20 protein-coding genes and 3 pseudogenes are annotated in these 20,031 nt (G+C 68.8%); 11 read left to right on the top strand and 12 right to left on the bottom strand.

What is annotated here, in order from left to right; translation table 11 throughout:
- Positions 1 to 41 precede the first annotated feature (41 nt).
- The 3 genes from OHA89_RS00180 to OHA89_RS00170 all read right to left on the bottom strand — a co-directional run bounded on the left by OHA89_RS00180 (position 42) and on the right by OHA89_RS00170 (position 3,767).
- A complete protein-coding gene (locus OHA89_RS00180) occupies positions 42 to 941 on the bottom strand; it encodes a hypothetical protein (RefSeq protein WP_266616810.1) in 900 nt (299 codons plus the stop codon).
- Between the two features lie 101 nt (positions 942 to 1,042).
- Positions 1,043 to 3,298 carry a hypothetical protein gene (locus tag OHA89_RS00175; protein ID WP_406364806.1) on the bottom strand — a complete coding sequence of 752 codons (2,256 nt, stop codon included), beginning with the start codon at positions 3,296 to 3,298 and terminating at the stop codon, positions 1,043 to 1,045.
- A 34-nt stretch (positions 3,299 to 3,332) separates the two neighbouring features.
- Positions 3,333 to 3,767: a hypothetical protein gene (locus OHA89_RS00170; RefSeq protein ID WP_266616807.1), complete on the bottom strand. Its 435-nt coding sequence runs from the start codon at positions 3,765 to 3,767 to the stop codon at positions 3,333 to 3,335.
- Between the two features lie 426 nt (positions 3,768 to 4,193).
- Here OHA89_RS00170 and OHA89_RS00165 point away from each other — a divergent pair, with 426 nt between their 5' ends.
- On the top strand, positions 4,194 to 5,174 hold the full coding sequence (locus OHA89_RS00165; protein WP_406364804.1) for a PucR family transcriptional regulator: 981 nt from the start codon (positions 4,194 to 4,196) through the stop codon (positions 5,172 to 5,174).
- A 9-nt stretch (positions 5,175 to 5,183) separates the two neighbouring features.
- Here OHA89_RS00165 and OHA89_RS00160 read toward each other — a convergent pair whose 3' ends face one another.
- The 4 genes from OHA89_RS00160 to OHA89_RS00145 are packed head-to-tail and all read right to left on the bottom strand — an operon-like array spanning position 5,184 to position 8,467.
- On the bottom strand, positions 5,184 to 5,402 hold the full coding sequence (locus tag OHA89_RS00160) for a hypothetical protein (protein WP_266616804.1): 219 nt from the start codon (positions 5,400 to 5,402) through the stop codon (positions 5,184 to 5,186).
- A 47-nt stretch (positions 5,403 to 5,449) separates the two neighbouring features.
- The gene (locus tag OHA89_RS00155) at positions 5,450 to 6,748 is read right to left on the bottom strand and encodes an ArsB/NhaD family transporter (protein ID WP_266616802.1); all 1,299 of its coding nucleotides are present in this window, start codon (positions 6,746 to 6,748) and stop codon (positions 5,450 to 5,452) included.
- Positions 6,745 to 7,212: a CBS domain-containing protein gene (locus OHA89_RS00150; RefSeq protein ID WP_266616800.1), complete on the bottom strand. Its 468-nt coding sequence runs from the start codon at positions 7,210 to 7,212 to the stop codon at positions 6,745 to 6,747. Before OHA89_RS00150 ends, OHA89_RS00155 begins: the two co-directional genes overlap by 4 nt.
- On the bottom strand, positions 7,199 to 8,467 hold the full coding sequence (locus tag OHA89_RS00145) for a cation:proton antiporter (RefSeq protein ID WP_406364803.1): 1,269 nt from the start codon (positions 8,465 to 8,467) through the stop codon (positions 7,199 to 7,201). Before OHA89_RS00145 ends, OHA89_RS00150 begins: the two co-directional genes overlap by 14 nt.
- 204 nt (positions 8,468 to 8,671) lie before the next feature.
- Between OHA89_RS00145 and OHA89_RS00140 the strand changes: the two genes are divergently transcribed.
- Both OHA89_RS00140 and OHA89_RS00135 read left to right on the top strand, forming a co-directional pair.
- A complete protein-coding gene (locus tag OHA89_RS00140; RefSeq protein WP_266616797.1) occupies positions 8,672 to 8,887 on the top strand; it encodes a hypothetical protein in 216 nt (71 codons plus the stop codon).
- Positions 8,888 to 8,994: 107 nt separating this feature from the next.
- Positions 8,995 to 9,204: a hypothetical protein gene (locus OHA89_RS00135; RefSeq protein ID WP_406364802.1), complete on the top strand. Its 210-nt coding sequence runs from the start codon at positions 8,995 to 8,997 to the stop codon at positions 9,202 to 9,204.
- Between the two features lie 186 nt (positions 9,205 to 9,390).
- On the opposite strand, the gene OHA89_RS00130 is transcribed toward OHA89_RS00135, so the two are convergent.
- Positions 9,391 to 9,567: a hypothetical protein gene (locus OHA89_RS00130; protein ID WP_266616794.1), complete on the bottom strand. Its 177-nt coding sequence runs from the start codon at positions 9,565 to 9,567 to the stop codon at positions 9,391 to 9,393.
- 107 nt (positions 9,568 to 9,674) lie between these two features.
- Positions 9,675 to 10,198 (bottom strand): annotated as a pseudogene (locus OHA89_RS00125) (potassium transporter TrkA); the annotation flags it as partial.
- Between the two features lie 167 nt (positions 10,199 to 10,365).
- On the opposite strand from OHA89_RS00125, the gene OHA89_RS00120 reads away from it, so the two are divergent.
- From OHA89_RS00120 to OHA89_RS00100, 5 genes and pseudogenes are all read left to right on the top strand, one after another.
- Positions 10,366 to 10,875 carry a hypothetical protein gene (locus OHA89_RS00120; protein ID WP_266616793.1) on the top strand — a complete coding sequence of 170 codons (510 nt, stop codon included), beginning with the start codon at positions 10,366 to 10,368 and terminating at the stop codon, positions 10,873 to 10,875.
- Between the two features lie 87 nt (positions 10,876 to 10,962).
- Positions 10,963 to 12,486: a flotillin family protein gene (locus OHA89_RS00115; RefSeq protein ID WP_266616791.1), complete on the top strand. Its 1,524-nt coding sequence runs from the start codon at positions 10,963 to 10,965 to the stop codon at positions 12,484 to 12,486.
- A 68-nt stretch (positions 12,487 to 12,554) separates the two neighbouring features.
- Positions 12,555 to 12,830, top strand: coding sequence for a hypothetical protein (locus OHA89_RS00110; protein WP_266616789.1), 276 nt, complete (start codon positions 12,555 to 12,557; stop codon positions 12,828 to 12,830).
- Positions 12,831 to 13,088: 258 nt separating this feature from the next.
- Positions 13,089 to 13,337: a hypothetical protein gene (locus OHA89_RS00105; protein WP_406364800.1), complete on the top strand. Its 249-nt coding sequence runs from the start codon at positions 13,089 to 13,091 to the stop codon at positions 13,335 to 13,337.
- A 158-nt stretch (positions 13,338 to 13,495) separates the two neighbouring features.
- Positions 13,496 to 13,901: pseudogene (locus OHA89_RS00100) on the top strand (hypothetical protein); the annotation flags it as partial.
- Positions 13,902 to 14,010: 109 nt separating this feature from the next.
- Here the strand turns inward: OHA89_RS00100 and OHA89_RS00095 are convergent.
- Positions 14,011 to 14,671 (bottom strand): annotated as a pseudogene (locus tag OHA89_RS00095) (response regulator).
- Positions 14,668 to 15,837 (bottom strand): sensor histidine kinase, encoded by a 1,170-nt coding sequence (locus tag OHA89_RS00090; protein ID WP_406364799.1) that lies wholly within the window; start codon positions 15,835 to 15,837, stop codon positions 14,668 to 14,670. The pseudogene OHA89_RS00095 and the gene OHA89_RS00090 overlap by 4 nt, the downstream one beginning before the upstream one ends.
- 132 nt (positions 15,838 to 15,969) lie before the next feature.
- On the opposite strand from OHA89_RS00090, the gene OHA89_RS00085 reads away from it, so the two are divergent.
- Positions 15,970 to 16,881, top strand: coding sequence for an ABC transporter ATP-binding protein (locus tag OHA89_RS00085; protein WP_266616780.1), 912 nt, complete (start codon positions 15,970 to 15,972; stop codon positions 16,879 to 16,881).
- On the top strand, positions 16,878 to 17,741 hold the full coding sequence (locus OHA89_RS00080; RefSeq protein WP_406364798.1) for an ABC transporter permease subunit: 864 nt from the start codon (positions 16,878 to 16,880) through the stop codon (positions 17,739 to 17,741). The genes OHA89_RS00085 and OHA89_RS00080 overlap by 4 nt, the downstream gene beginning before the upstream one ends.
- A 7-nt stretch (positions 17,742 to 17,748) precedes the next feature.
- On the opposite strand, the gene OHA89_RS00075 is transcribed toward OHA89_RS00080, so the two are convergent.
- Positions 17,749 to 18,180, bottom strand: coding sequence for a Tn3 family transposase (locus OHA89_RS00075; RefSeq protein ID WP_406364797.1), 432 nt, complete (start codon positions 18,178 to 18,180; stop codon positions 17,749 to 17,751).
- Positions 18,181 to 18,405: 225 nt separating this feature from the next.
- Between OHA89_RS00075 and OHA89_RS00070 the strand changes: the two genes are divergently transcribed.
- A complete protein-coding gene (locus OHA89_RS00070) occupies positions 18,406 to 20,019 on the top strand; it encodes an IS1182 family transposase (RefSeq protein WP_406364796.1) in 1,614 nt (537 codons plus the stop codon).
- Positions 20,020 to 20,031 lie beyond the last annotated feature (12 nt).

Genomic DNA, 20,031 nt, shown 5'->3' with positions numbered 1-20,031 from the left:
GGCGGCGCAGGCTGGGCCTTCTCGCAGTGAAGCCTGAGGCCTCAGTGCTTCACTTCCTCGTGGGCGTTGCGGGCGCTGTTTTCTACTTTGGCGAGCAGTTCCTGCCGGGTTGGCTCGTCCATGGTGCGGGCCTGGGCCCAGGTGCGGGCCAGGTCAACGCCCTGGGTATGCAGGCGTTCCGCGCGTTGCTGTTCGGGGGTGTTCTTGAGTTCCTGGAGCCACGTGGCGGTGAGGCGACCGGCCGGCTCCGCCTGGTCTGCCTGTTCGGTGATCAGGCGGTCGAAGACCGCAGCATGCCATTTCCGGGCCTCTTGGGCGTCCTGGCTTATGGCTGCGTCGGCGACGCCGTCCAGGATGCCGAGTGCGCGGGCGTTCTTCGTCGGCGGCAGCGAGAGCTCTGAGCCGGTCGCGTCAGCGGGGACGGCAGCGAGCTGTCCGGCTGCGGTGCGGGTTTCTGCCATCCGCAGCAGGGCGTACGCCTGGGGATCCTCGGCCACCGCGCGCAGGGTCTTCCTGAATGCATTGGCGGGGACAGACAGGTGGTGGGTTCCTCCGGCTTCCCAGGGCGGCGTGTCGCGGCCGGCTTTGGTCACGTAGGTGCTGTCGAGGCCGGCGAGCATCTCGTGCACGTCGGGGGCGTAGTCGGCCAGCGCGGTGGCGATCGGGACACGCAGCGCCGGGTCGAGGTCCAGCTGTTTCGACTGCCCGGACCCGAGTGCGAAGAGGACGTCTTTCATTGCCTGCGTCTGGGTTTGGTTGTGGCGGCCGGGCTCGCTGCCCGCCGTGGCTTTGACGATGGCCTGGCCGAGTGCCGCGCAGGTCATGCCGGGGTGAACATCCTGCCCCACCGACTTCTGCACCCTCGTGTCTTCGGCCAGGCCGTTGCAGGGTGGGGACGTCTCGCGTCCGAGGAGGAGCCAGGCAGCGAATCCGCCCAGCACTGCCAGGCATACTCCTGCCGCAGCCCAAGCCTTCGCCGGCACGGCTCGGCGCCCTGTGCTCCCCGTCATCGCTGTCCCCACGTCGCTGCCTGCCTGCCCGATCAGTTGGTCGTATCGGTCAGGTATTTGTGTGCTGTCTCTGTACCGCGGACCCGGCCTTCGAGGACATCGCGGGTGTAGTCCTGGATGTCGCTCTCCGAGATGTCGGCCCGGTCGTTGGCCCATTCGCGGATCAGGATCGGCGCCTGGGTGTTGACGGAAAGGTACTCGTCCGCGATCTGGGGGTTGACCTTGGCGTCGATCTCGCCCTTCATCCGGTTGCCCCACTCCCAGGCCCAGGTGTCGACGCCGCGCTGGATGGAGTCGCCGAAGGCGAGGGAGACACCGCCGGCCGTGGTGAAGTACATGGGCGTCACCGCGCCGCCGATGACGTGGTAGGCGAGCTTCGCCTTCCAGTCGGCCTCGCTGTAACCGGCCATCCGGCCGTCGTTGATCACGTCTTCCCGGATAGAACTCATGACGCCCAGAGCGGTGCCCGCCTTGTTGATCGGGTTGGTGAGCTCCGATCCGTGCGCTCCCTTGGGGATCTCTTCGAGAGAGAGGTCGATGTACCGGGACTCCGCCTTGTGGAGCGTTCCGTAAGCCTCCGGGTTCTCCGAGAGGCCACGCATGAACTGCACCAGGTCCTTCTGGCTGACCGCCATGTGGGTCTTGTCGCCATCTTGGAAGTATCCGGTGCCGGCAGCGGAGATGTACTTGGAGTCCAGGCCTCCGAGGATCTCGTGGGTGTCGGCGGTGTAGGTGGCCAGGGCGCGGGCCAGGGGCTCGCGCATGTTCTCGTGGACGCTCTGGTCGGGTCCGAGCCCGCCGATCACATCGTGCATGATGCGCGCCTGTCCCTCGGTGTGAGGGGTCGCCGGCCAGGGGTCCTGGTTCGGGCCGAGCGGCGTGTGGCCGGTCGTGCCGGATTCAAGGAGCAGTCCCAGACCGGTGCGGGCGTCCTTGCCCTCACTCTCGATGTCGCTGCGTGTCTCGATCTCGCCGTGCCAGACGGGAGTGTCGTCGAACTTCCAGTCGCGTTCCTTCAGCAGGTACTGGAGGTTGTCGTTTTTGTGGTCTGCACCGGGGTCGAGATACGAGGTGGCGGCGGCGGGATCCTTGGACATGATGCCGAGGAGGCCGTCGAGCGGGTCGTTGGCGAACCATCCGCCGTTCTTGCCGCTGAAGTCTCCCTGCAGATCCCAGATGTTCGGATCGCCGCCGCGCTTCTTGTCCTCCGCCGAGCGGATGTCGTCAGCGAGGTCGTGCATGAACGGCGCCGAGTACCCGTCGCCGTTCTGCATGAGGGTGATCAGACTCTGGTAGCCGCGGACCTGCTGCCCGTGGCCGCGGCTGATGGTGTTGGGGCCCTCGGCGGCTTCCTTGAGGTCGAACTTCTCGACGCCGGCCTTCTTCAGCTGCTCCCGGAAGTCCTTGTAGAACTTCGACTTCGGGTCCTGCATGGCGTTGGACAGGGAGTTGGCGAGCCCCTTTTCCAGGTCCAGGTAGGTCTGCCGGCCCTTTTTGTCGTCCTGGTAGGCGAGGTCGTTGAGCTTGTTCGTGAACTTGAGCGTGTTCTGTGCGCCCATCCCGTTGAGGAAGGTCTGGTTGAACTCGGTGCTCTTGGCGTTGTCGCGGAAGGAGCGGTCCAGCTCGGCGTAGTCGGCTGCCGACACTTTGTCGCCGCTGTTGATGCGGGTGGCGATGTCCTCGGCGTTGCGGGCCTCGTAGACCTCGATGTCGCCCTGTGCGTCGGCGTTGAAGCCGTTGAGGGTTCCGTCGTTGCCCTTGCCGAAGGCGTCCTTGTTGCTGTCCACCACGACGGCCTCAAGGGCGATCTTGACGCCCTGATCGGCTTCGGATACGGCTTTCACCTGGTCGTTGATGTGCTGCTGCCACTTGTTGACCGCGTCACGGATGGTGATCTCTCCGTCAGGGTCGTTGTGGTAGGCCCTGCGCTCGGCGGGAGTCAGCTTCGCGTAGTCGAACGCGACGTTGCCCTGCTCCGAGACGGTCATCCCCGCCTTGATCGCGTCGTCACGCGCGGACTCGACGCGCTTCTTCAGGTCGGCGAACTGCGTATGGGCATCGCGCAGCAGGCTCGCGACAGCCTTGGCCTGGATCTGCGCGGCGGAGTACTCATACCGCGTGGCGGCGAAGCTCGTGTGGGCGACGCCGACGCTGACGCCGCTCCAGTCGGGCCCCATGGTGATCTTCTGGACACTGTCGCCGTAACGGGTCTCGACCTTCTTCAGCTCGCCCGCCATCTCGTCCCACTTGCCCGCTGCCGTCGTCAGCAGGCCCAGGTCGGTCGACATCACTTCGTGGTACGTCAACATGTACTGCTCCCCCTTACAGACCGTTGAGCTTCGACTGGGTGCCCAGGGGACGGAACCCGTCCCCCGTGCCGAGGTCGTTCTGTACGAACAGGCCCGAGGCGCCGCGCAGCGAACCCTTTTCAGAACCGAGCCGGCCCATCAGGACCTTCACCTGCTGGTCCCACGTGTCCGCCGCCTTCTTCAGGCCCGCGGCCGCGTCCCAGCCGTCGAAGCCCTTGACCGCGGTATCGGTGCTCTCGTCCGCGTACTCCGTCGCCTTCTTGGTGTTCGGCTCGAGCTCGGTCTCGATGGTGTTCGCGGCAGACCTCTTCTGCGCCGGCGTCGACGTGAAAGTCCCACCGCCACCACCACCGCCGTCGGCTGCCGGAACACCGTTGAGCCGCATCGCTGCCTGACCGGCGGCCCTTGCTCTCTCGCTGCCCCACTCCTGCGTGAAGTCCCCCGACACGACCGCCCCCGTTCAACTCACGTTGTTCCCTGCAGACCGTCAAACGGCCCATGCTCGCGAAAAGACCACGAACCGACGATGGTGTGGAGGAGCTGCGGTGGCCGCTGGTCGATGCCTGCCGCGTCCAGTTACTGCCGCGCGGCAGCGACCTCCGGATACCGGGCACGGCGCAGCTCTCCTCGACACAGGGCGTTCCTTGATCCTCTCCGCCGCTTCGCGGCAGCGCATTGCCGTCGACCGGCAGTCTTCACCCACCATTCGCTGCCGGTGAAGGACCCTTTGCTGCCTATGGCAACCTGATTGCGCGTCAACGGGTTCACCGACGCGACGAGAACGGGGGAGTGCGTGACGGAGCGGGAAGCACCGCAAGACCAGCAGACGGGGTATGCCGAGTGCCTGCGCGACGCCTGTACCACCGGGCGCCGGATGACGCGCACCGAGCTGGAGGCACGCCGCGCCGAGGGGGAGCGGGCCGCGGAGCTCGGCCTCACCCTGCGCGTGATGATCCGCGAGCACCTGGCCGTATCCCAAGAAGTCCTCACCCGGGTGCCGATCCAGCAGGCAGGCTCCCTGCTTGCCGTAACCGAACAGGCAGTAGACGCCTTCGTCGAAGGCTACGAGCGTGCCCAGCACCAGGCCGTGCGCCAGGAGGAGGCCGCGCGCCGCGAGTTCATCGACGACCTCCTGTACGGGCGCAGCGATCTCGGGAGGCTGGCGGAGCGTGCCGAGCGGTTCGGGCTGCGCCTCTCCCAGGCCCACGCGGTGGCTGTGGCGAGTGGACCTGAGCCGTACGGCGACGGCTACCCGGTGGCCCGCGGGATCGAGTCGGCGGTACTGACCCGGTTCGCGGGCCGGCAGATCCTGCTCACCACCAAGGACGGGCGGCTGATCTGTGTGGCCCCCGGCGACCAGCCGGACGTTCTGGCGTTCTTCGCCAAGCAGGCGTACGCCGCCACCGACGGCGGCAAAGTGGCCATAGGCCGATCCCATCCCGGCGCCGGCGGCGTGGTGCACTCCTACGAGGAGGCGCTCAACGCCCTCGATCTGGCCGAGCGGATGGGCCTGGACGGGCCGGTGCTGCACGCGTCCGATCTGCTGGTCTACCCGGTCCTGACGCGGGACCGGCAGGCGATGGCCGACCTGGTGGAAAACGTGCTGGGCCCGCTCCGAAACGGGCGCGGCGGCGCCCAGACCTTCATCGACACCCTCACCGCCTACTTCGACAGCGGCTGCGTGGCGACCGAGGCCGCACGGAGGCTGTCGCTGAGCGTGCGGGCGCTGACCTACCGGCTGGAGCGGATCCACAGCCTCACCGGCGCCGACCCAGCCGACCCGGTCAACCGCTACACCCTCCAGACTGCGGTGATCGGCGCCCGCCTGCTCGACTGGCCCGACACCGAGGTGTGAGCCCGCGCCTCAGGGCGTGCGGTTCCTGCGGGCCGCCCAGTGCTCCCGGATGCGGCAGCGCAGCCAGTGGGCCACTTCGCCGAGGCTGATCAAAAGGGCGGCGCTCGCCGCACACGCCACCAGCGAGGCAGGCATGTCCCTGAGGTGCCCTCCACCCCACAACAACACGGTGAGCCCACCCCACCACAGGGCGATGGAGACGGCCTCCGCGCGCCGGCTGCGTGCCATGACGAAGCTCCCTTCTCCCCTCCCCAGGGGGAGAGGTCGGTCGGTTCTCACGCCAGGGCGAAGTAGCGCAGCCACAGGTAGAGGGCGGAGAGGGCGATCGTGACGGCGGTGACGATGAGCCCGTATTTGGTGAACTGCCAGAAGGTGATGGGGTGGCGGTTGCGTTCGGCGATGCTGAGGACGAGGACGTTGGCGGAGGCTCCGATGGCGGTGGCGTTGCCGCCGAGGTCGGCGCCCAGCGCGAGGGCCCACCACATGACGTGGTCGGGGTCGCCGCCCATGTCGGTGACGAGTTCGCTGGTGATGGGGGCCATGGTGGCGACGTAGGGGATGTTGTCGACGATTCCCGACAGCACGGCCGAGCCGACCAGCAGGAGCATCGTGCCGCCCAACTGTGCGCCGCCGATGACGCTGGCGAGGGAGCTGGCCAGCTCTCCGATGACGCCGGTCTCGATGAGGGTGCCGACCATGACGAACAGGCCGGCGAAGAAGGCGAGGGTGGGCCACTCGACCTCGCCGAGCACCTCCCCGGTCTCGACCTTGGAGATCGCGATCAGCAGGCCGGCGCCGAGGAGGGCGACGACGCTGGGCGCGTAGTGCAGGACCGGGTGCAGGACGAATCCGGCGACAACCAGAGCAAGGACGCCCAGGCCCTGAATCAGCAGGCGCGGCTCTTTGATCGCCTCCCGTTCACGCAGCTCCATGATCTGCGCGGCGCGCTTCTCGTCGTAGACGAAGTGCTTGGCGAACATCACCCGGCACAGCAGCACCAGGACGACGGTCAGGACCGCTGCCAGGGGGGCGAGGTGGACCAGGAAGTCGTTGAAGGTCAGGCCGGCCCGGCTGGCGATGATGATGTTGGGCGGGTCGCCGACCAGGGTGGCGGTGCCGCCGATGTTGGAGGCGAACACCTCAGCGAGCAGGAACGGCACCGGCGACAGCTTCAGCCGGTCGCACACCAGCAGCGTCACCGGGGCGACCAGCAGCACGGTGGTGACGTTGTCCAGCAGCGCTGAAGCCACCGCCGTGATGACGATCAGCATGGCCATCACCCGAAACGGTCTGGCCTTGGCCTTCTTCACCGACCAGATCGCCAGGTACTCGAACAGGCCGGTCCGCTTCAGGACCCCGACGATCATCATCATGCCGAGCAGCAGGAAGATGACGTTCCAGTCGATGCCGGTCTCATCCGAGTAGAAGGCCGACGCGTCGTCGGTGGCACCGATGGCCAGCATCAGCGCCGCCCCGCCCAGGGCGGCGGCGACGCGGTGGACCCACTCGGTAATGATCAGCAAGTAGACGCCCGCGAAAACCGCGACCGCCGCCCAGCTCTGCCAGCCGCTCACCCCTGACCCCCCACGTCGAGAAGATGACGCATCAGCGAGGCGGCCGAGACCACACCCACCGACCGGCGTCCGTCGTCGTCGCGGTCGATGACGGCGACCAGCGGCACATGGGTACGTGCCATGAGCGCAGCGATCTGCAGCGCCCCGGCCTCGGGGCCGACGAATGCCGGCTTGAAGGAACGCGCCGGGATCCACTGAGCGACGGTCTTCCCGGTGAGGCCCTCGGTCAGGGAGTCGGCGTGCCGGTCGTCGATGACCGCCGCTAGGAGCGGGTCCTCCATGACGTACTCGGGCACCAGCTGCCGCACCAGTTGCGAGCCGGGGACGACCGCGTACGGGGTCCCGTCCCTGTCCAGGACCAGGAGCGCGGCGAGGTCGTGCTCGGCGAGCAGGCGTACCGCGTCCACGGCCTGGTCGTCGGTCGTCACGTGAGGGTAGGGCTCGGCGAGATCACGGGCGATCATGCTGTTTCTCCTGGTCGAGTGCACTGCGCGGGGCGAAAACGGTGTCGGTCGGCTCGACGGCCTGGTCGTCGTCCGGTATGCCGGTGAGGTCTTCCACGTCGAAGAGGCGGGCGATGGGGACGTCGGTGCTGGAGTGGGCGATGATCGAGAAGGCGATACAGACGGCGATGAGGGTGTACGCCTGTTCGCCCTGTGGGATTCCGGCCTGGAGCACGAGCAGGCCGTAGACGACGGACGCGAAGCCCTTGGGGCCGAACCAGGCGGCGACCAGCTTCTCCCGCCGCTCGATCCGCGCACCCAGCAGCGAGACCAGCAATGAGGCGGGGCGGATCAGGACGATCGCCAGCACTACGGCCACGTAGCCGCCCACCGACAGGTCGCCGAAGAGTGCCGGCGTCAGCAGCGCACCGAAGACGAGGAGGGCTGCGAACTTCGCCAGCTCCGCGAGCATCTCGCCCAGCGGCTCGAACACGGTCTTCGCCTCGGGCGAGACGGAGGCCAGGACGGCGCCGGCGGAGAAGGCTGCCAGGTAGGGGTTGGCGTGGGTGAGGTGGCACAGCCCGTACAGGATGATCCCTGTCGCCAGAGGCAGCAGCGGCTGTAGCTTCGGCTCCGCCCCCAGCAGCCGCACCCGGACCAGACCCGCCACCACCAGCGGCAGCACGACACCGAAGAGCAGACCGAGCCCGAGCTCCAGGCCTATCTCACCGACGGAGGCATCCGCCTGACCGGAGGTGGGACCGGCCGCGGCGATCAGGAGCAGGACGACGGGCAGCGCGAGACCGTCGTTGATGCCGCTCTCCACGTTCAGCAGCTGCCGCAGCTTCGCCGGGACCTCCTTGCGGCCCACGATCGCCGAGGCGAAGACCGGATCGGTCGGCGCGAGCACGGCGCCGACGAGGAAGGAGGTCGTCCAGCCCAGCCCGACCAGGTAGTGGGTGATCAGCGCCATGCCGGCCATGGCCAGCGGCATGCCCAGCCCCAGCGCACGGGCCGGGTTCTTCCAGTTCTGCCGCAGCTTCAGGAACGAGACGTGCATGCCGTCGGTGAACAGCACAGCGAACAGGGCCAGATCGGCAGTCACCGACACGATCTCGCTGTCGGCCGTGATGTGGATCAGACCGAGGAACCCGTCACTGACCAGCGCCCCGCCCAGCAGGAACAGCAGCGAAGTGGACAGGACCGTGCGGGCGGCAAGCCCGGACAGCAGCACGGCGACCAGCAGCGCCACACCGAAAACAGCGACGAGCACCATGACGTGAAAACCCCGATCCCGCGAAGAGAGCTATCCCTATCGCCGACCAGGCTTCCCGGCACACCTCGGCGGACTTTACACGTTCCATACGTCCCGTTGACGGTTCCCTGGCAGCAGTTCGACCCACCGGAACTTGCCGGACTCCGGCATGAACAAGTCACGAACACCCCGTCTATCGTGGGCGTCCGATCCAGGAAGGTACCGGTGAACGGCAACCCCACCTACCACGCGATCGCCCTCGCGGCCGGCACACTGCTCGTGCTGCCCGTCCCCTTGGCGATCCTCACCGGCTGGACGCCACGCGGCCTGCGAGGGCGGCGACTGGCCGCCCGCCCCTACGCCTGGGCCGTGCTCTGCCTCACACCCTCATGCCGCTCAACGCCGTCCCTCGAATGCTGGACGCATCCGCGGATACCGTGATGGCCTGCACCGTCCTCGGCTTCGTTTTCATCGCGGCCGCTGTCGGCTACTTCATCCAGGCCGAACGCACGGCACGGCGAGCCGACCCCAAGCGGGTGGCCTGACCGATGGACGGCCGCAGCATCACTGCGTGGGCGCGCCGCAACATCACCGAGCGCCGCATGGCGGTCGCCATGGTGGTCGCAGGAACGCCCACCACCCTGGCCGGCGTCGCCATGTACGTCCTTCCCGGCCCCGGCTTCCCCTTCTTGGTCATCGGGCTTTCCCTGCTGATCACTGGTCTCGTGATGCTGGGGGCGGCCCGCAAGAGCCCCTGATCGCCCGAGGTGAAGCCGAGCGGAGTGTGGTGAGTGTGCTCGTGTACACCTGGCGCGAGGTGTGCACGAGCAGCATGACCCCTCACTCCCGCGTTCGTCCTGCGTGCACACCGCTTCGTGCGCCGCGGACCAGGCGGGCGAGCGTGCCGCGTTCGCACCTGCCGGATCGCGTGCCGCGTCAACCGGTCACCGCTGCTTGGCGGAGATCCACACAGCCGCCGCGGCCGCCACGGCGAACGCGCACAGGGCGAGGAGCGCATGGCTGTACTCCGGCAGCGCGTACATCGCGGCCCCAGCTGCGGTCAGGACGGCGCCGAAGGTGAACAGCGGCGAGGAACGTCCGATGCGGGAAGGGCGGGGCATGGGGAGTACTCCTGGCAGGAAGGGAGTCGAACCACGAGGCTCCCACGGCCCGGGTGCCCGGGTACAGCGCTACCCGTAGCCGGTCCGCCGCAGCTGATTGCGGCGGGTCAGGAGCCCGAGGCGTGCACGTCCCGGCGGCCGAGGAACTCGGCCGGCCCCCGGCGCGTGGCGGCGAGTACGACCCGGTCCTGGGCCCCTGAGGAGGTAGCCCGGATGGAGGTCCCACACCGGGCGTGGACGACAGGTCCGGTAGCCGTTCCTCCCGCGAAGCAATGTCCAAGGCGATCACCCGCTACGCCCCCCGCCTGAAGGATTCGGCGACGGTACGGTCTTCCAGCTGCGGGTGCCCGGCGACGTCGAGGACCGCGAAGAGCACACGCGCCGCTCCACCGGGATGGCCCCGAGGATCTGCCGGCCCATCATGGCGCCGCCGAAGGCGGGCGCGGCCAGGTGCGTGACGCTGCGGCTGCGGCTGTGGGTGAGGGCGGCCCGGTGTGCTGCGCGCAGCGTGCGGTAGACGGCGGTGGCGAAGTCGTCCTCGTACAGCCGCATGACGACCCGAAGGTCAGGTCTGACCGCGCGCGGCGGCCTCCAGGTTGGTGGTGTCGGCGCTCGTGAGGGCCAGGAGCGCGCGGCGCAGCCGCCGATAGACGAGCGGGCCCCCCGCCCCTCGACGCCTCCACCACGTGCGTCAAAGAGGCGTAAAGATTGCCGACGACAGGCAATGTGCGAGCCTGCGGCCTCCTGCCAATCTGGAGTTGTCCAGCGGGAAAGTAGAAGTCAGACGGGGAGGTGTCCATGGGCTTGTTTCTGGGTCTCGGCATCGGGGGAATCGTCCTGCTCGCTGCCTCGCTGGTGTTCGACGGGGTACTCGAAGGGGCCTTCGACGGCGCCCTGGACGGACTGTTCGACGGGTGGCTGTCGCTGCCGGTGATCGCGGGCTTCGTCTCGATGCTCGGCTTCACGGGGGCGATCGTGCTCGGGTCCACGGGGCTCGGGCCGGGAGCGGCAGCCGCCGCGGGGGCCGTGGCCGGAGCAGGCACGGGCTGGGCCACGTACGGCTTCAGCCGGGCCCTGCAACGCGACGGCGACGGCAGCGCCCCGCACCAGGCGGACCTCGTCGGTTCAGCGGGCCGGGTGGTCACCGCCATCCCGGCCGACGGCTACGGCGAGGTACTGCTGTCGCTCGGCGGCCAGCCGCTGAAGTACGCCGCGACCGCCGACGCCCCGCTGGAGCGCGGGGCCGAGATCTGGGTGACGGCCACGCCGTCCACGACCTCGGTCAGCGTCCGCGCCGTCAAGCGCTGAGCAGCGCCACCAGAGCCTTCCACCTTCCGATCCTCTTTCCATCAACCCTTGAGTCTGCCCCCACCCGGGAGGCAGGGGGGAACCACCATGAGTCCTGTTGTCACCGCGGTCGTGGGAGTCGTCGTACTCCTCGTCCTGCTCGCCCTCGTTGTCGTCACCCGCTACAAGGTCGCCGGACCCAGCGAGGCGTTCATCATTACCGGGCGCCGGGGCAAGCGGTCCACCGATCCGGAGACGGGGCGGATATCGACCGACAACACCGGTCAGAAGGTCGTGGTCGGCGGCGGCGTGTTCGTCGTCCCGTTCGTCCAGCAGCGCTACACCCTCGACCTGTCCAGCCGCCACATCCCGATCGCCGTCCGGGGCGCGGTCACGCTGCGCGGCATCAAGGCCAACCTCGAAGGCGTCGCGATCGTCAAGGTCGGCGGCAACGAGGACGCCATCCGCGCCGCCGCCCAACGGTTCCTGCAGCAACAGGACGGCATCGTCGGCTTTACCCAGGAAGTTCTGTCGGGCGCGCTGCGCGCCATCGTCGGCCGCATGTCGGTCGAGGACATCATCCGCGACCGGGCCGCGTTCGCCGGCCAGGTCGCGGAGGAAGCCGAGGCCAGCCTGTCCGGGCAGGGCCTGGTCCTGGACGCCTTCCAGATCCAGGACATCACCACCGAAGGCTCCTACCTCGAAGACCTCGGACGCCCCGAGGCCGCCCGCGCCAAGCAGGAAGCGGACATCGCCGAGGCCAACTCCCGCCAGGCCGCCGAACAGGCCCGCCTGAAGGCCGAGGAGGAAATCGCCGTCGCCCAGCGGACGTTGTATCTGCGCCAGGCCGAGATCAAGGCCGAGACCGACGCTGCGACCGCCCAGGCCAACGCCGCCGGCCCCCTCGCCGATGCCGACCGGCAGCAGCAGATCCTGGCCGAACAGGAGAAGGTCGCCGAACGCCAGGCGGCGCTGACCGACCGACAGCTCGACACCCAGGTCCGCAAGCCCGCCGACGCCCGCCGCTACCAGGCCGAACAGGAAGCCGAAGCACTGCGGGTCGCCCGCGTCAAGCAGGCCGAGGCCGAGCGCCTGGCGGCCATCGCCGCCGCCCAGGCCGAGGCCGAGCGGGCCCGCCTGACCGGCGAGGGCGAGAAGCAGCGCCGCTCCGCCCTTGCCGAGGCCGAGGCCATCGAGGGCGCCAAGCGCGGCGAGGCAGAACGCGCCCGCCGCGCGGCCATCGCCGAAGCGGTACGCCTGGAGGGCGACGCGGAGGCCGCCGCCATCTTGGCCAAGGGCGCCGCCGAGGCCGAGGCCATGCAGAAGAAGGCGGACGCCTTCGAGAGCTACGGCGACGCCGCGATGATCCAGATGATGGTGGAGGCACTGCCCCAGGTCGTGGCCAAGGCCGCCGAACCGCTGGCCGCCATCGACAAGATGACCGTCATCTCCACCGACGGCGCGAGCAAACTCTCCCGCACCGTCACCGACAACGTCGCCCAGGGCATGGAACTTCTCTCCTCCGCCACAGGCGTCGACCTCGCCCAACTCCTAGGCGGCCTGACCACCGCCAAGACGTCCGCCATGCCCGAGCCGAACTCATCCAACGGCAAGATCGAAATCGCCGGCTAGCTCGCACATCCTTGGGGCCCGCTGAGAGCAGGCCCCAAGACGCGAGCGCGAAGCGAGGGGGATGCCAGGTGAACTACGACCGTGAGCCGGTGTTCAAACGAAGCAAGTGGGGCACCCAGAGGTACTACTACAACCCGCGCAACCCCATCGGACTCACCCTGATCATCGTCTCCCTCCTCTTCGCCGGGACGATGATGCTCCTCATGGCGCACCGGGCAGGCCCGTTCGCACCGGAGCCCGCGCCCACATGGAGTCCGCCACGCTACGAATACTCGTGGCCACCACCGGCGAGCACCCCCACACCCTGGCCGGCCCCGCTGCCCACCAGCCCGCCCAAGCCCTGAGCGGCCAATCCGCCGGTGCGTGGCCCTGAGAGCCGCCGAGCGTCTCTGAACGCTGGAGCACGTTCTACCCGCGTGCCACAGCCCATACGTCCCTCCGGTCCGTGAGGCGACGGTCCCCTGCTTGCCTCGCGTTTGCGGAGCTGCGCTCCCCATCGCAAAGACGCAGGTCCGGCAACGACTTCTGGGGACGTCAGTCCAGGGTGCGCAATCAGGCTGTGATGAACTGATGATCGTAAATTGAAAGCAGGAGGGGGACGAATGGAAGCCGATGAGACGCCTCTGGAAGTGTCGGTTCTTGAAGACACCGCACCAGAGAGGGCTGAGAAGAGGGCCCGGGACGCGCGCCGCATCGAGGGGTGGTCGATCGTCTGGATGCTCCTCGCCATGCTGGTCTGGGGGTGCTTCATCTTCCTGATGGTCGCCGATTACGGACCCGAGGTGTCCTCATACAAGGGGACCCACGCTGTGTGCCAGGGCCGCTCGGCGACCCGTCGCCTCAGGACATAGTCTGCCGAAGCGACGAGCTGCGGCAGTGGCCAGCGCTGATGGGCATCCTCGCTCTGGCGTCCGTAGCGACTGTCACCGCAGCGGCAACCATGGTGTACGCCAAGGTCCTCGCCCGCCTGGCCCACAGCGACGGGTCCGGCGTGCGGCCACAAAGCTGAATGGAATCGGGGACGTTCGCCGTGGAACCGGAGCCCGGGGGCCGCCGTGGCGAAGGCGGGAGAAGATCGATCCGGATGAGGCGGCTGCCCGCGGCATCTACGCGCCGCTCCAGGCCCTGTCCGACGGCGCGCCCGGCGCGGTTGTCATCGCGCCGGGAGACACCCGTGGCGCCGTGTTGATCCCCGAGAAGCGCGGCGGCGCCTGCTGCGGCTTCGCCGGTGTGACGGCCCCAATATGGCCTGCGCGGCGTGCGGTCTTCCCGTAGCGAGCAGGATCGACGACTGCTCGCTCTGGCAGGCGGTGTGGCTCGCCCCGAACGCCGTGCGCCGCCTTCCCGCCGAAGGCGCCGACGCCGGACCGCTGTCCTGGACGGAGCTGCTCGCGGAGGGGACGGGTGTGCCCCCAAACGTTGGTTTTCTGAAGCGTGGAGAGCGAAGCCAGCCGCTATCGCGATCTTCATTGCCGCTGCGGGTGGCGGTGGCCCGCCGCTGGCCTGGTCATCCGCGGGTGAACCTCACCGTGGGGGCGCGACCAGGCCGATCTCGTAGGCGAGGATGACGAGGTGGACCCGGTCGCGTGCGTCGAGTTTGGTGAAGAGCCGTGCGAGGTGGGCCTTGGCGGTGGCAACGCTGATGGTGAGCTCTTCGGCGATCTCGGTGTTGGACAGGCCGCGGCCGACGAGGGTCAGGACCTCGCGTTTCCCGGTCGGTGATGCCGTCGACTACCGCCCGGCGGGTGGGGGCGGGTTCTGGCCGTGCGGCGAACTCCTCGATGAGACGGCGGGTGACGCTCGGAGCTATGAGGGCGTCTCCGGCGGCGACGACCCTGATCCCGTCGAGGATGGTCTTCAGCGGCATGTCCTTGACGAGGAAGCCGCTCGCTCCGGCGCGAAGCGCTCCATAGACGTACTCGTCGTCGTCGAAGGTGGTGAGGACGAGGACGCGGGTCTTAGAATCCGGATCCGCGTTGATCCGGCGGGTGGCCTCGATGCCGTCCATGCCGGGCATGCGGATGTCCATGATGGCGACGTCCGGCCGTAGCCGTTTGACCAGTTCCACCGCCTCGGCACCGTTCCCGGCCTCCCCTGCTACCTCGAGGTCGGGGGTGTCTGCGATGAGGACGCGCAGGCCGGAACGGATCAGGGGCTGGTCGTCGACCAGAACGACACGGATCATCGTCGGGCCTCCACGGGCACCGGAAGCCGAGCTGCCACGCGGAAGCCGCCTTCCGGACGCGGCCCGGCGCTGAACTCGCCGTGCAGCAGACTGACCCGTTCGCGCATTCCGGCGATGCCGTATCCGGATTCTGCGACGGTGCCGCCCGAGCCGAGGTCGACGATGTCGACGGCCAGTTCGTCTGGGCGGTAGTCGACCGTGACGCTGCAGTCCCGGGTGCCGGAATGCCGCACGACGTTGGTGACCGCCTCCTGGACGATGCGGAAGGCTGCCAGGTCGACGTCGGAGGGCAGGTCGCGACGTTCACCCCGCCACCGGACGTCGACCCGGACCCCGGCGGCCGCGGTCTTTCCGACCAGCTGCCCGATGGCGGCCAGACCAGGGATCGGATCCAGCGGCGCGGACTCCGGGTCACTCCGGCGCAGCGCGCCGAGCATCCGCCGCAGGCCGGCGAGGGTCTCCCTGCTGGTGGCCTCGATGGCGTCCAGCGCTTTGCGCGTCTCGGCGGGCTGGGTGTCCATGACCAGGCTGCCCACGCCGGCCTGGATGGCGATGATGCCGATGTTGTGGGCGACCATGTCGTGCAGCTCCCGGGCGATCCGCAGCCGTTCGGCCGTTACCGCCTGCTGCGTGGCCTGGGCGCGTACCGTGTCCGCGTGTGCCCGGTTCTGATGGATCGTGTTGCCGATCAGCCAGGCGATGACGACGGTCGACGCGAGGGCGGCCGGCACCGAGAGGTTGAAGAAGTACCCGCGTCCCAGCCGCCAGACCGTGTACGCGACCAGCACACCGACCGGGAGCGCGGCGGCGAGGACCGAGACCCGCCGTGAGCGGGTCGCAGCGGTGTAGCCCACGGCCGCGTCGGCCAGAAGGAAGAGCACGACCGGCGTCGCCCGCACTGGCATCCCGAGCGAGAACACGGCGCCCGCGAGCGCGATGGCCACGGCCGCCAGCGGTGCGCGGAACAGCAGCAGCGCGCCCAGGGTCGTGACGACGGCGGTGACCAGCAGCGGTGCGTCCTCGATGTTGCCGTTGTACCGGAGCAGACGCTGCAGTTCGTCCGGCCGCTGGAACGTGCGTACCAGGATGAGGGCCGACCAGAAGGCCGCCACCCACACACCCGGTGGCACGCGTTTGAGCAGGGGTGGATGGGGAGTGGCGATCATCAGTCGATCCTATCGACGCGCTCCCACCGGGGCATTGGCCCACGGGCGTAATCCCCCGGGCTACCAGCAGGGCTCACAAGTGTGAACCACCAGCCGATGCCGGCTCCTTGCCCTCCCCGGCAGCTTGGACCCATGATCGAATCCACCCGGCTGACCAAGCGGTACGGCGACACCGTCGCCGTCGACAACCTGACCTTCACTGTGGAACCGGGCAAGGTCACCGGCTTCCTCGGCCCGAACGGCGCAGGCAAGTCCACCACACTGCGGATGATCCTGGGCCTGAACGCCCCCACCAGTGGGTCCGTCACCGTGGACGGGGTTCCCTTCTCGCACCGCCCGCGCGGACTGCGTCACGTCGGCGCGCTGTTGGACGCCCAGGACGTCCACGGCGGACGCACCGCACAGGCACACCTGTCCGCCCTGGCCCGCAGCAACCGCATCCCGCCGGCCCGCGTGGACGAGGTCCTCCAAGAGGTCGGGCTGGCCAAGGCGGCGCGGCGCCGGATCGGAGGGTTCTCCCTCGGGATGAAACAGCGTCTCGGCATCGCGGGCGCCCTGCTCGGCGATCCCCCGGTGCTCCTGTTCGACGAGCCCCTGAACGGTCTGGACCCCGAGGGCGTGCTGTGGGTGCGCGGTCTGTTCCGTCGTCTGGCGTCCGAGGGCCGCACCGTGTTCGTCTCAAGCCACATGATGGCCGAGATGGAGCACACCGCCGACCGGCTCATCGTCATCGGCCAGGGCCGGCTGATCGCCGACGAGAGCCTGGAGGACTTCTCGGCCCGCAACGCCGCCCTGGGCGTGACCGTGCACACGCCCGACCTGGCGGCCCTGGAGGCCGTGCTGATCGCCGGGGGTGCGTCGGTGCGCCGCGAGAGCGACCAGGCGGGCCGGGTCACCGGCCTGACCGCAGCCGGGATCGGCGACCTCGCCCACCGGCACCGCATCGTGCTGCACGAGCTCGCCACCCACACCTCGTCCCTGGAGTCGGCGTTCATGTCCCTCACCGCTGACAGTGTCGAATACCTCGCAGGAGAAGCCCGATGAGCACCATGATGTTCTCCGGCACCCGGCCGTCCGAGAGCGCCGCCGAACTGGTGGCCAGGTTCACCGACCTGCTCGCTGCCGAGTGGATCAAGATGCGGTCCCTCCGGTCGACCTACTGGGTGCTCGCCCTCAGCGCCGTCGTCGCCATCGCGATCAACGTGAACGCCGTTCACTCCGATCTGACGTACATCGACCAGCCGCATCCCCCACTACCCGGCCTCCCGCCCTACAAGTACGACCCGCTGTTCCACGGCCTGGGCAGCATCGCCGCCAGCGTCATGGCACTGGCCGCGGCCAGCTTCGGCGCCATCACGGTCTTCGGCGAGTACGCCACCGGAATGATCCGCACCACGCTCGCCGCCACTCCCGACCGGCGCGCGGTGATCACGGCCAAGGTGGCCCTCGTCACGGCGATCACGCTCGTCCTCGGTGTGATCGTCTCCGTGACGTCGTTCTTCACCACCAATGCGATGCTCGCCTCCCGCCACGTCGGACTCTCCATCCACGACCCCGGCTGCCTGCGGGCCGTCGCGGCATACGCGCTGGTCATCCCGGTCTGCGCGCTCATCGGCATGGCGCTCGGCGCCGTCCTGAGACACGCCACGGCCTCGATCGTCGCCGTCGTGGGGATGCTCTTCATCCTGCCCATGCTCTTCGGTGGCGAGAGGTACCGGCTCTTGAAGGAGATCGGCAACCACCTGCCGCTGGCCGCGCAGGCCCGGCTGGCGCTGAACCCCGACGGCCACACGAGGCTGGGCGAATATCCGGCCACGATCACGGGCTCCTGGATCGCGCTCGCGGCATGGGCGCTCGTCTCGGTGGCCCTTGCTGTGATGGTCGTGCGGCGCCGGGATGTCTGAGACCGGCTCAGCGGGCGGCCTCCGCCACGTCTTTGCCGAGCGCACTGAAGTCGACGTCGAGATGGGCGTCGTAGTCGTCCGGGGTGATGCCGAGTTCGTGGGTGGAGTACTCACCGAAACGCATGATGTGCTCGGTCAGGTACGGGGAGATCTGAGCCAGGTCGAGCGGGTCGATGACCTCGCCCTCAGCCTGCAGCTCGCGGACCACGTCCGCGATGTCCAGGGTGTTGTGGAAGATCACCAGATTGGCCAGCAGAGAGGTGAACTTCACGTCCTTCTCCTGCTCGACCGGGTCGTTCTCCCTCACCGTGCCGCGCTGTCCGAAGCGGACCCAGTCCGAGAAGCCGTTGAACGCCTCGACCTTGTTGGTCGCGGCCGTCACCCGGCCGCGCAGCGGGGCATCGGAAAGGTAGCGCAGCAGCTGGACAGTGCGGATCACCCGGCCGACCTCGCGGAAAGCGGTGTAAGTAAGCTTGACTCTGTCGGGGATCTTGGAGTTTCCCAGTGCGGCAGCATGGTCAACGGGCATGCTCGGGTAGTTCCGCCGACCGATGCAGCTGTCGAGGTGCCCGTTGTCCTTCGCCCACGTTCCGGTGAGCAGATCCCGCCTCTGACCGCGCAGGTCGCACGGTCGAGCAACCCGGGTGGCACGACGGCGATATGGGTGAGAGACCGGCTGGACGGGCTGTGGCACGACGAGGACTTCGCCGACTGGTACCCGCGAGACGGGCGTCCGGGTCTCTCACCTGCTCAACTGGCTACCGTCTGTGTGCTGCAGTTCCTGCTCGGCCTGTCGGACCGGCAGGCCGCCGAGGCGGTCCGCTGCCGCATCGACTTCAAGTACGCGATGGCCATGGAGCTGGACGACCCCGGCTTCCACCACAGCGTGCTGGCCGATTTCCGCGACCGTCTCGCCGAAGGCGACCGTGCCGACCGGCTCCTCGACCTCGCGCTGGCCCGCCTCAAGGAGGCCGGACTGGTGCGCGAGCGCACCACCCAGCGCACCGACTCCACCCATGTCCTGGCCGCGGTGCGCGACCTGACCCGCCTGGAGCTGATCACCGAAGCGGTCCGCGCCGCACTCGAAGAAGTCGCCGGCACCTCCCCTCACCTGCTGGACGAGCTGGTCGACGAGGACTGGGGGCGCCGCTACGGCCGACCGGTCCGCCTGGGCAAGAACCCCACCAAGCCCAAGACCAGGATCCTCGCCACCGGAAACGACGCCGTCCGGCTCCTGGAACACCTCTACCGGCACGGCACAGACCGCACGTCCGGTCCTCGCCTCCAGGCCCTGCGCCAGATCATGGTGCAGAACTACCACCGGGATGCCGCAGGACACCTGCGCTGGCGCACCGCCGAGACGGAAGGCGGGCCCGGGCTGCCGCCCTCGTCCCGGGCGATCGTCTCTCCTTACGACACCTCGGCCCGCTACGCGCGGCACGGACACATCATCAGCTGGAAGGGGTTCTCCGCTCATCTGACCGAGACCTGTGCTCCCGACGGCCCCAACGTGATCACGGACGTGGCCACCACCGCGGCGACCACCCACGACAGCCAGGTCCTGCCCGGTATCCACACCCGCCTGGCCCGTCGCGGGCTGCTGCCCGCCGAGCACCTGGTCGACGCCGGCTACACCTCCCTGCCCCACCTGGAACAAGCCACCCGTGAACACCAGGTCACCGTCTCCGGACCACTCCGGAGCAACCCCACCCGCCAGCACCGCCGGGACGAGGGTTTCGCCCGGGACGACTTCCACATCGACTACGACCAGCAGCAGGTCACCTGCCCCCAGGGACAGGTCAGCGCGGGCTGGCACGGCCCCTACCCGACCTCCTCGCCCACTGCGGCCCCGCTGATCGTGGCCAGGTTCACCAAAAGCCAGTGCCGCCCCTGCCCGGCCCGCGCCCAGTGCACCACCACCGCCGACAGCGCCCGCACCGTGGGCTTTCCCCCGCGAGAGCTCCGCGACCTGCAACTCCGCGTCCGCGCCGAGCAACAGACGCCCGAGTGGAAGACCCGCTACGCGGTCCGTTCCGGAGTGGAGGGCACGGTCAACGAGTTCGCCCACGGACATGGCATGCGGCGCTGCCGCTACCGAGGACAGGGAAAAGGCCACATCCAGCACGTCCTGACAGCCATCGCCGTCAACATCGAACGCCTCAGCGGCCTGTCACCGACCAAGGAAGTCCCCATGCCCCGCCGGCCGACTGCCTTCCAGAACTACCTCGACCGGCGCGAGATACCCCGGCCGAAGTCCTGGCGAACCCTGGGCAGCTGACCTCGGCAACTC

It is taken from the genome of Streptomyces sp. NBC_01546, assembly GCF_045208355.1.
GTDB lineage: Bacteria > Actinomycetota > Actinomycetes > Streptomycetales > Streptomycetaceae > Streptomyces.
Note: the sequence above shows the minus strand (reverse complement) of the source record. Positions and strands in the feature narration are given on the sequence as shown.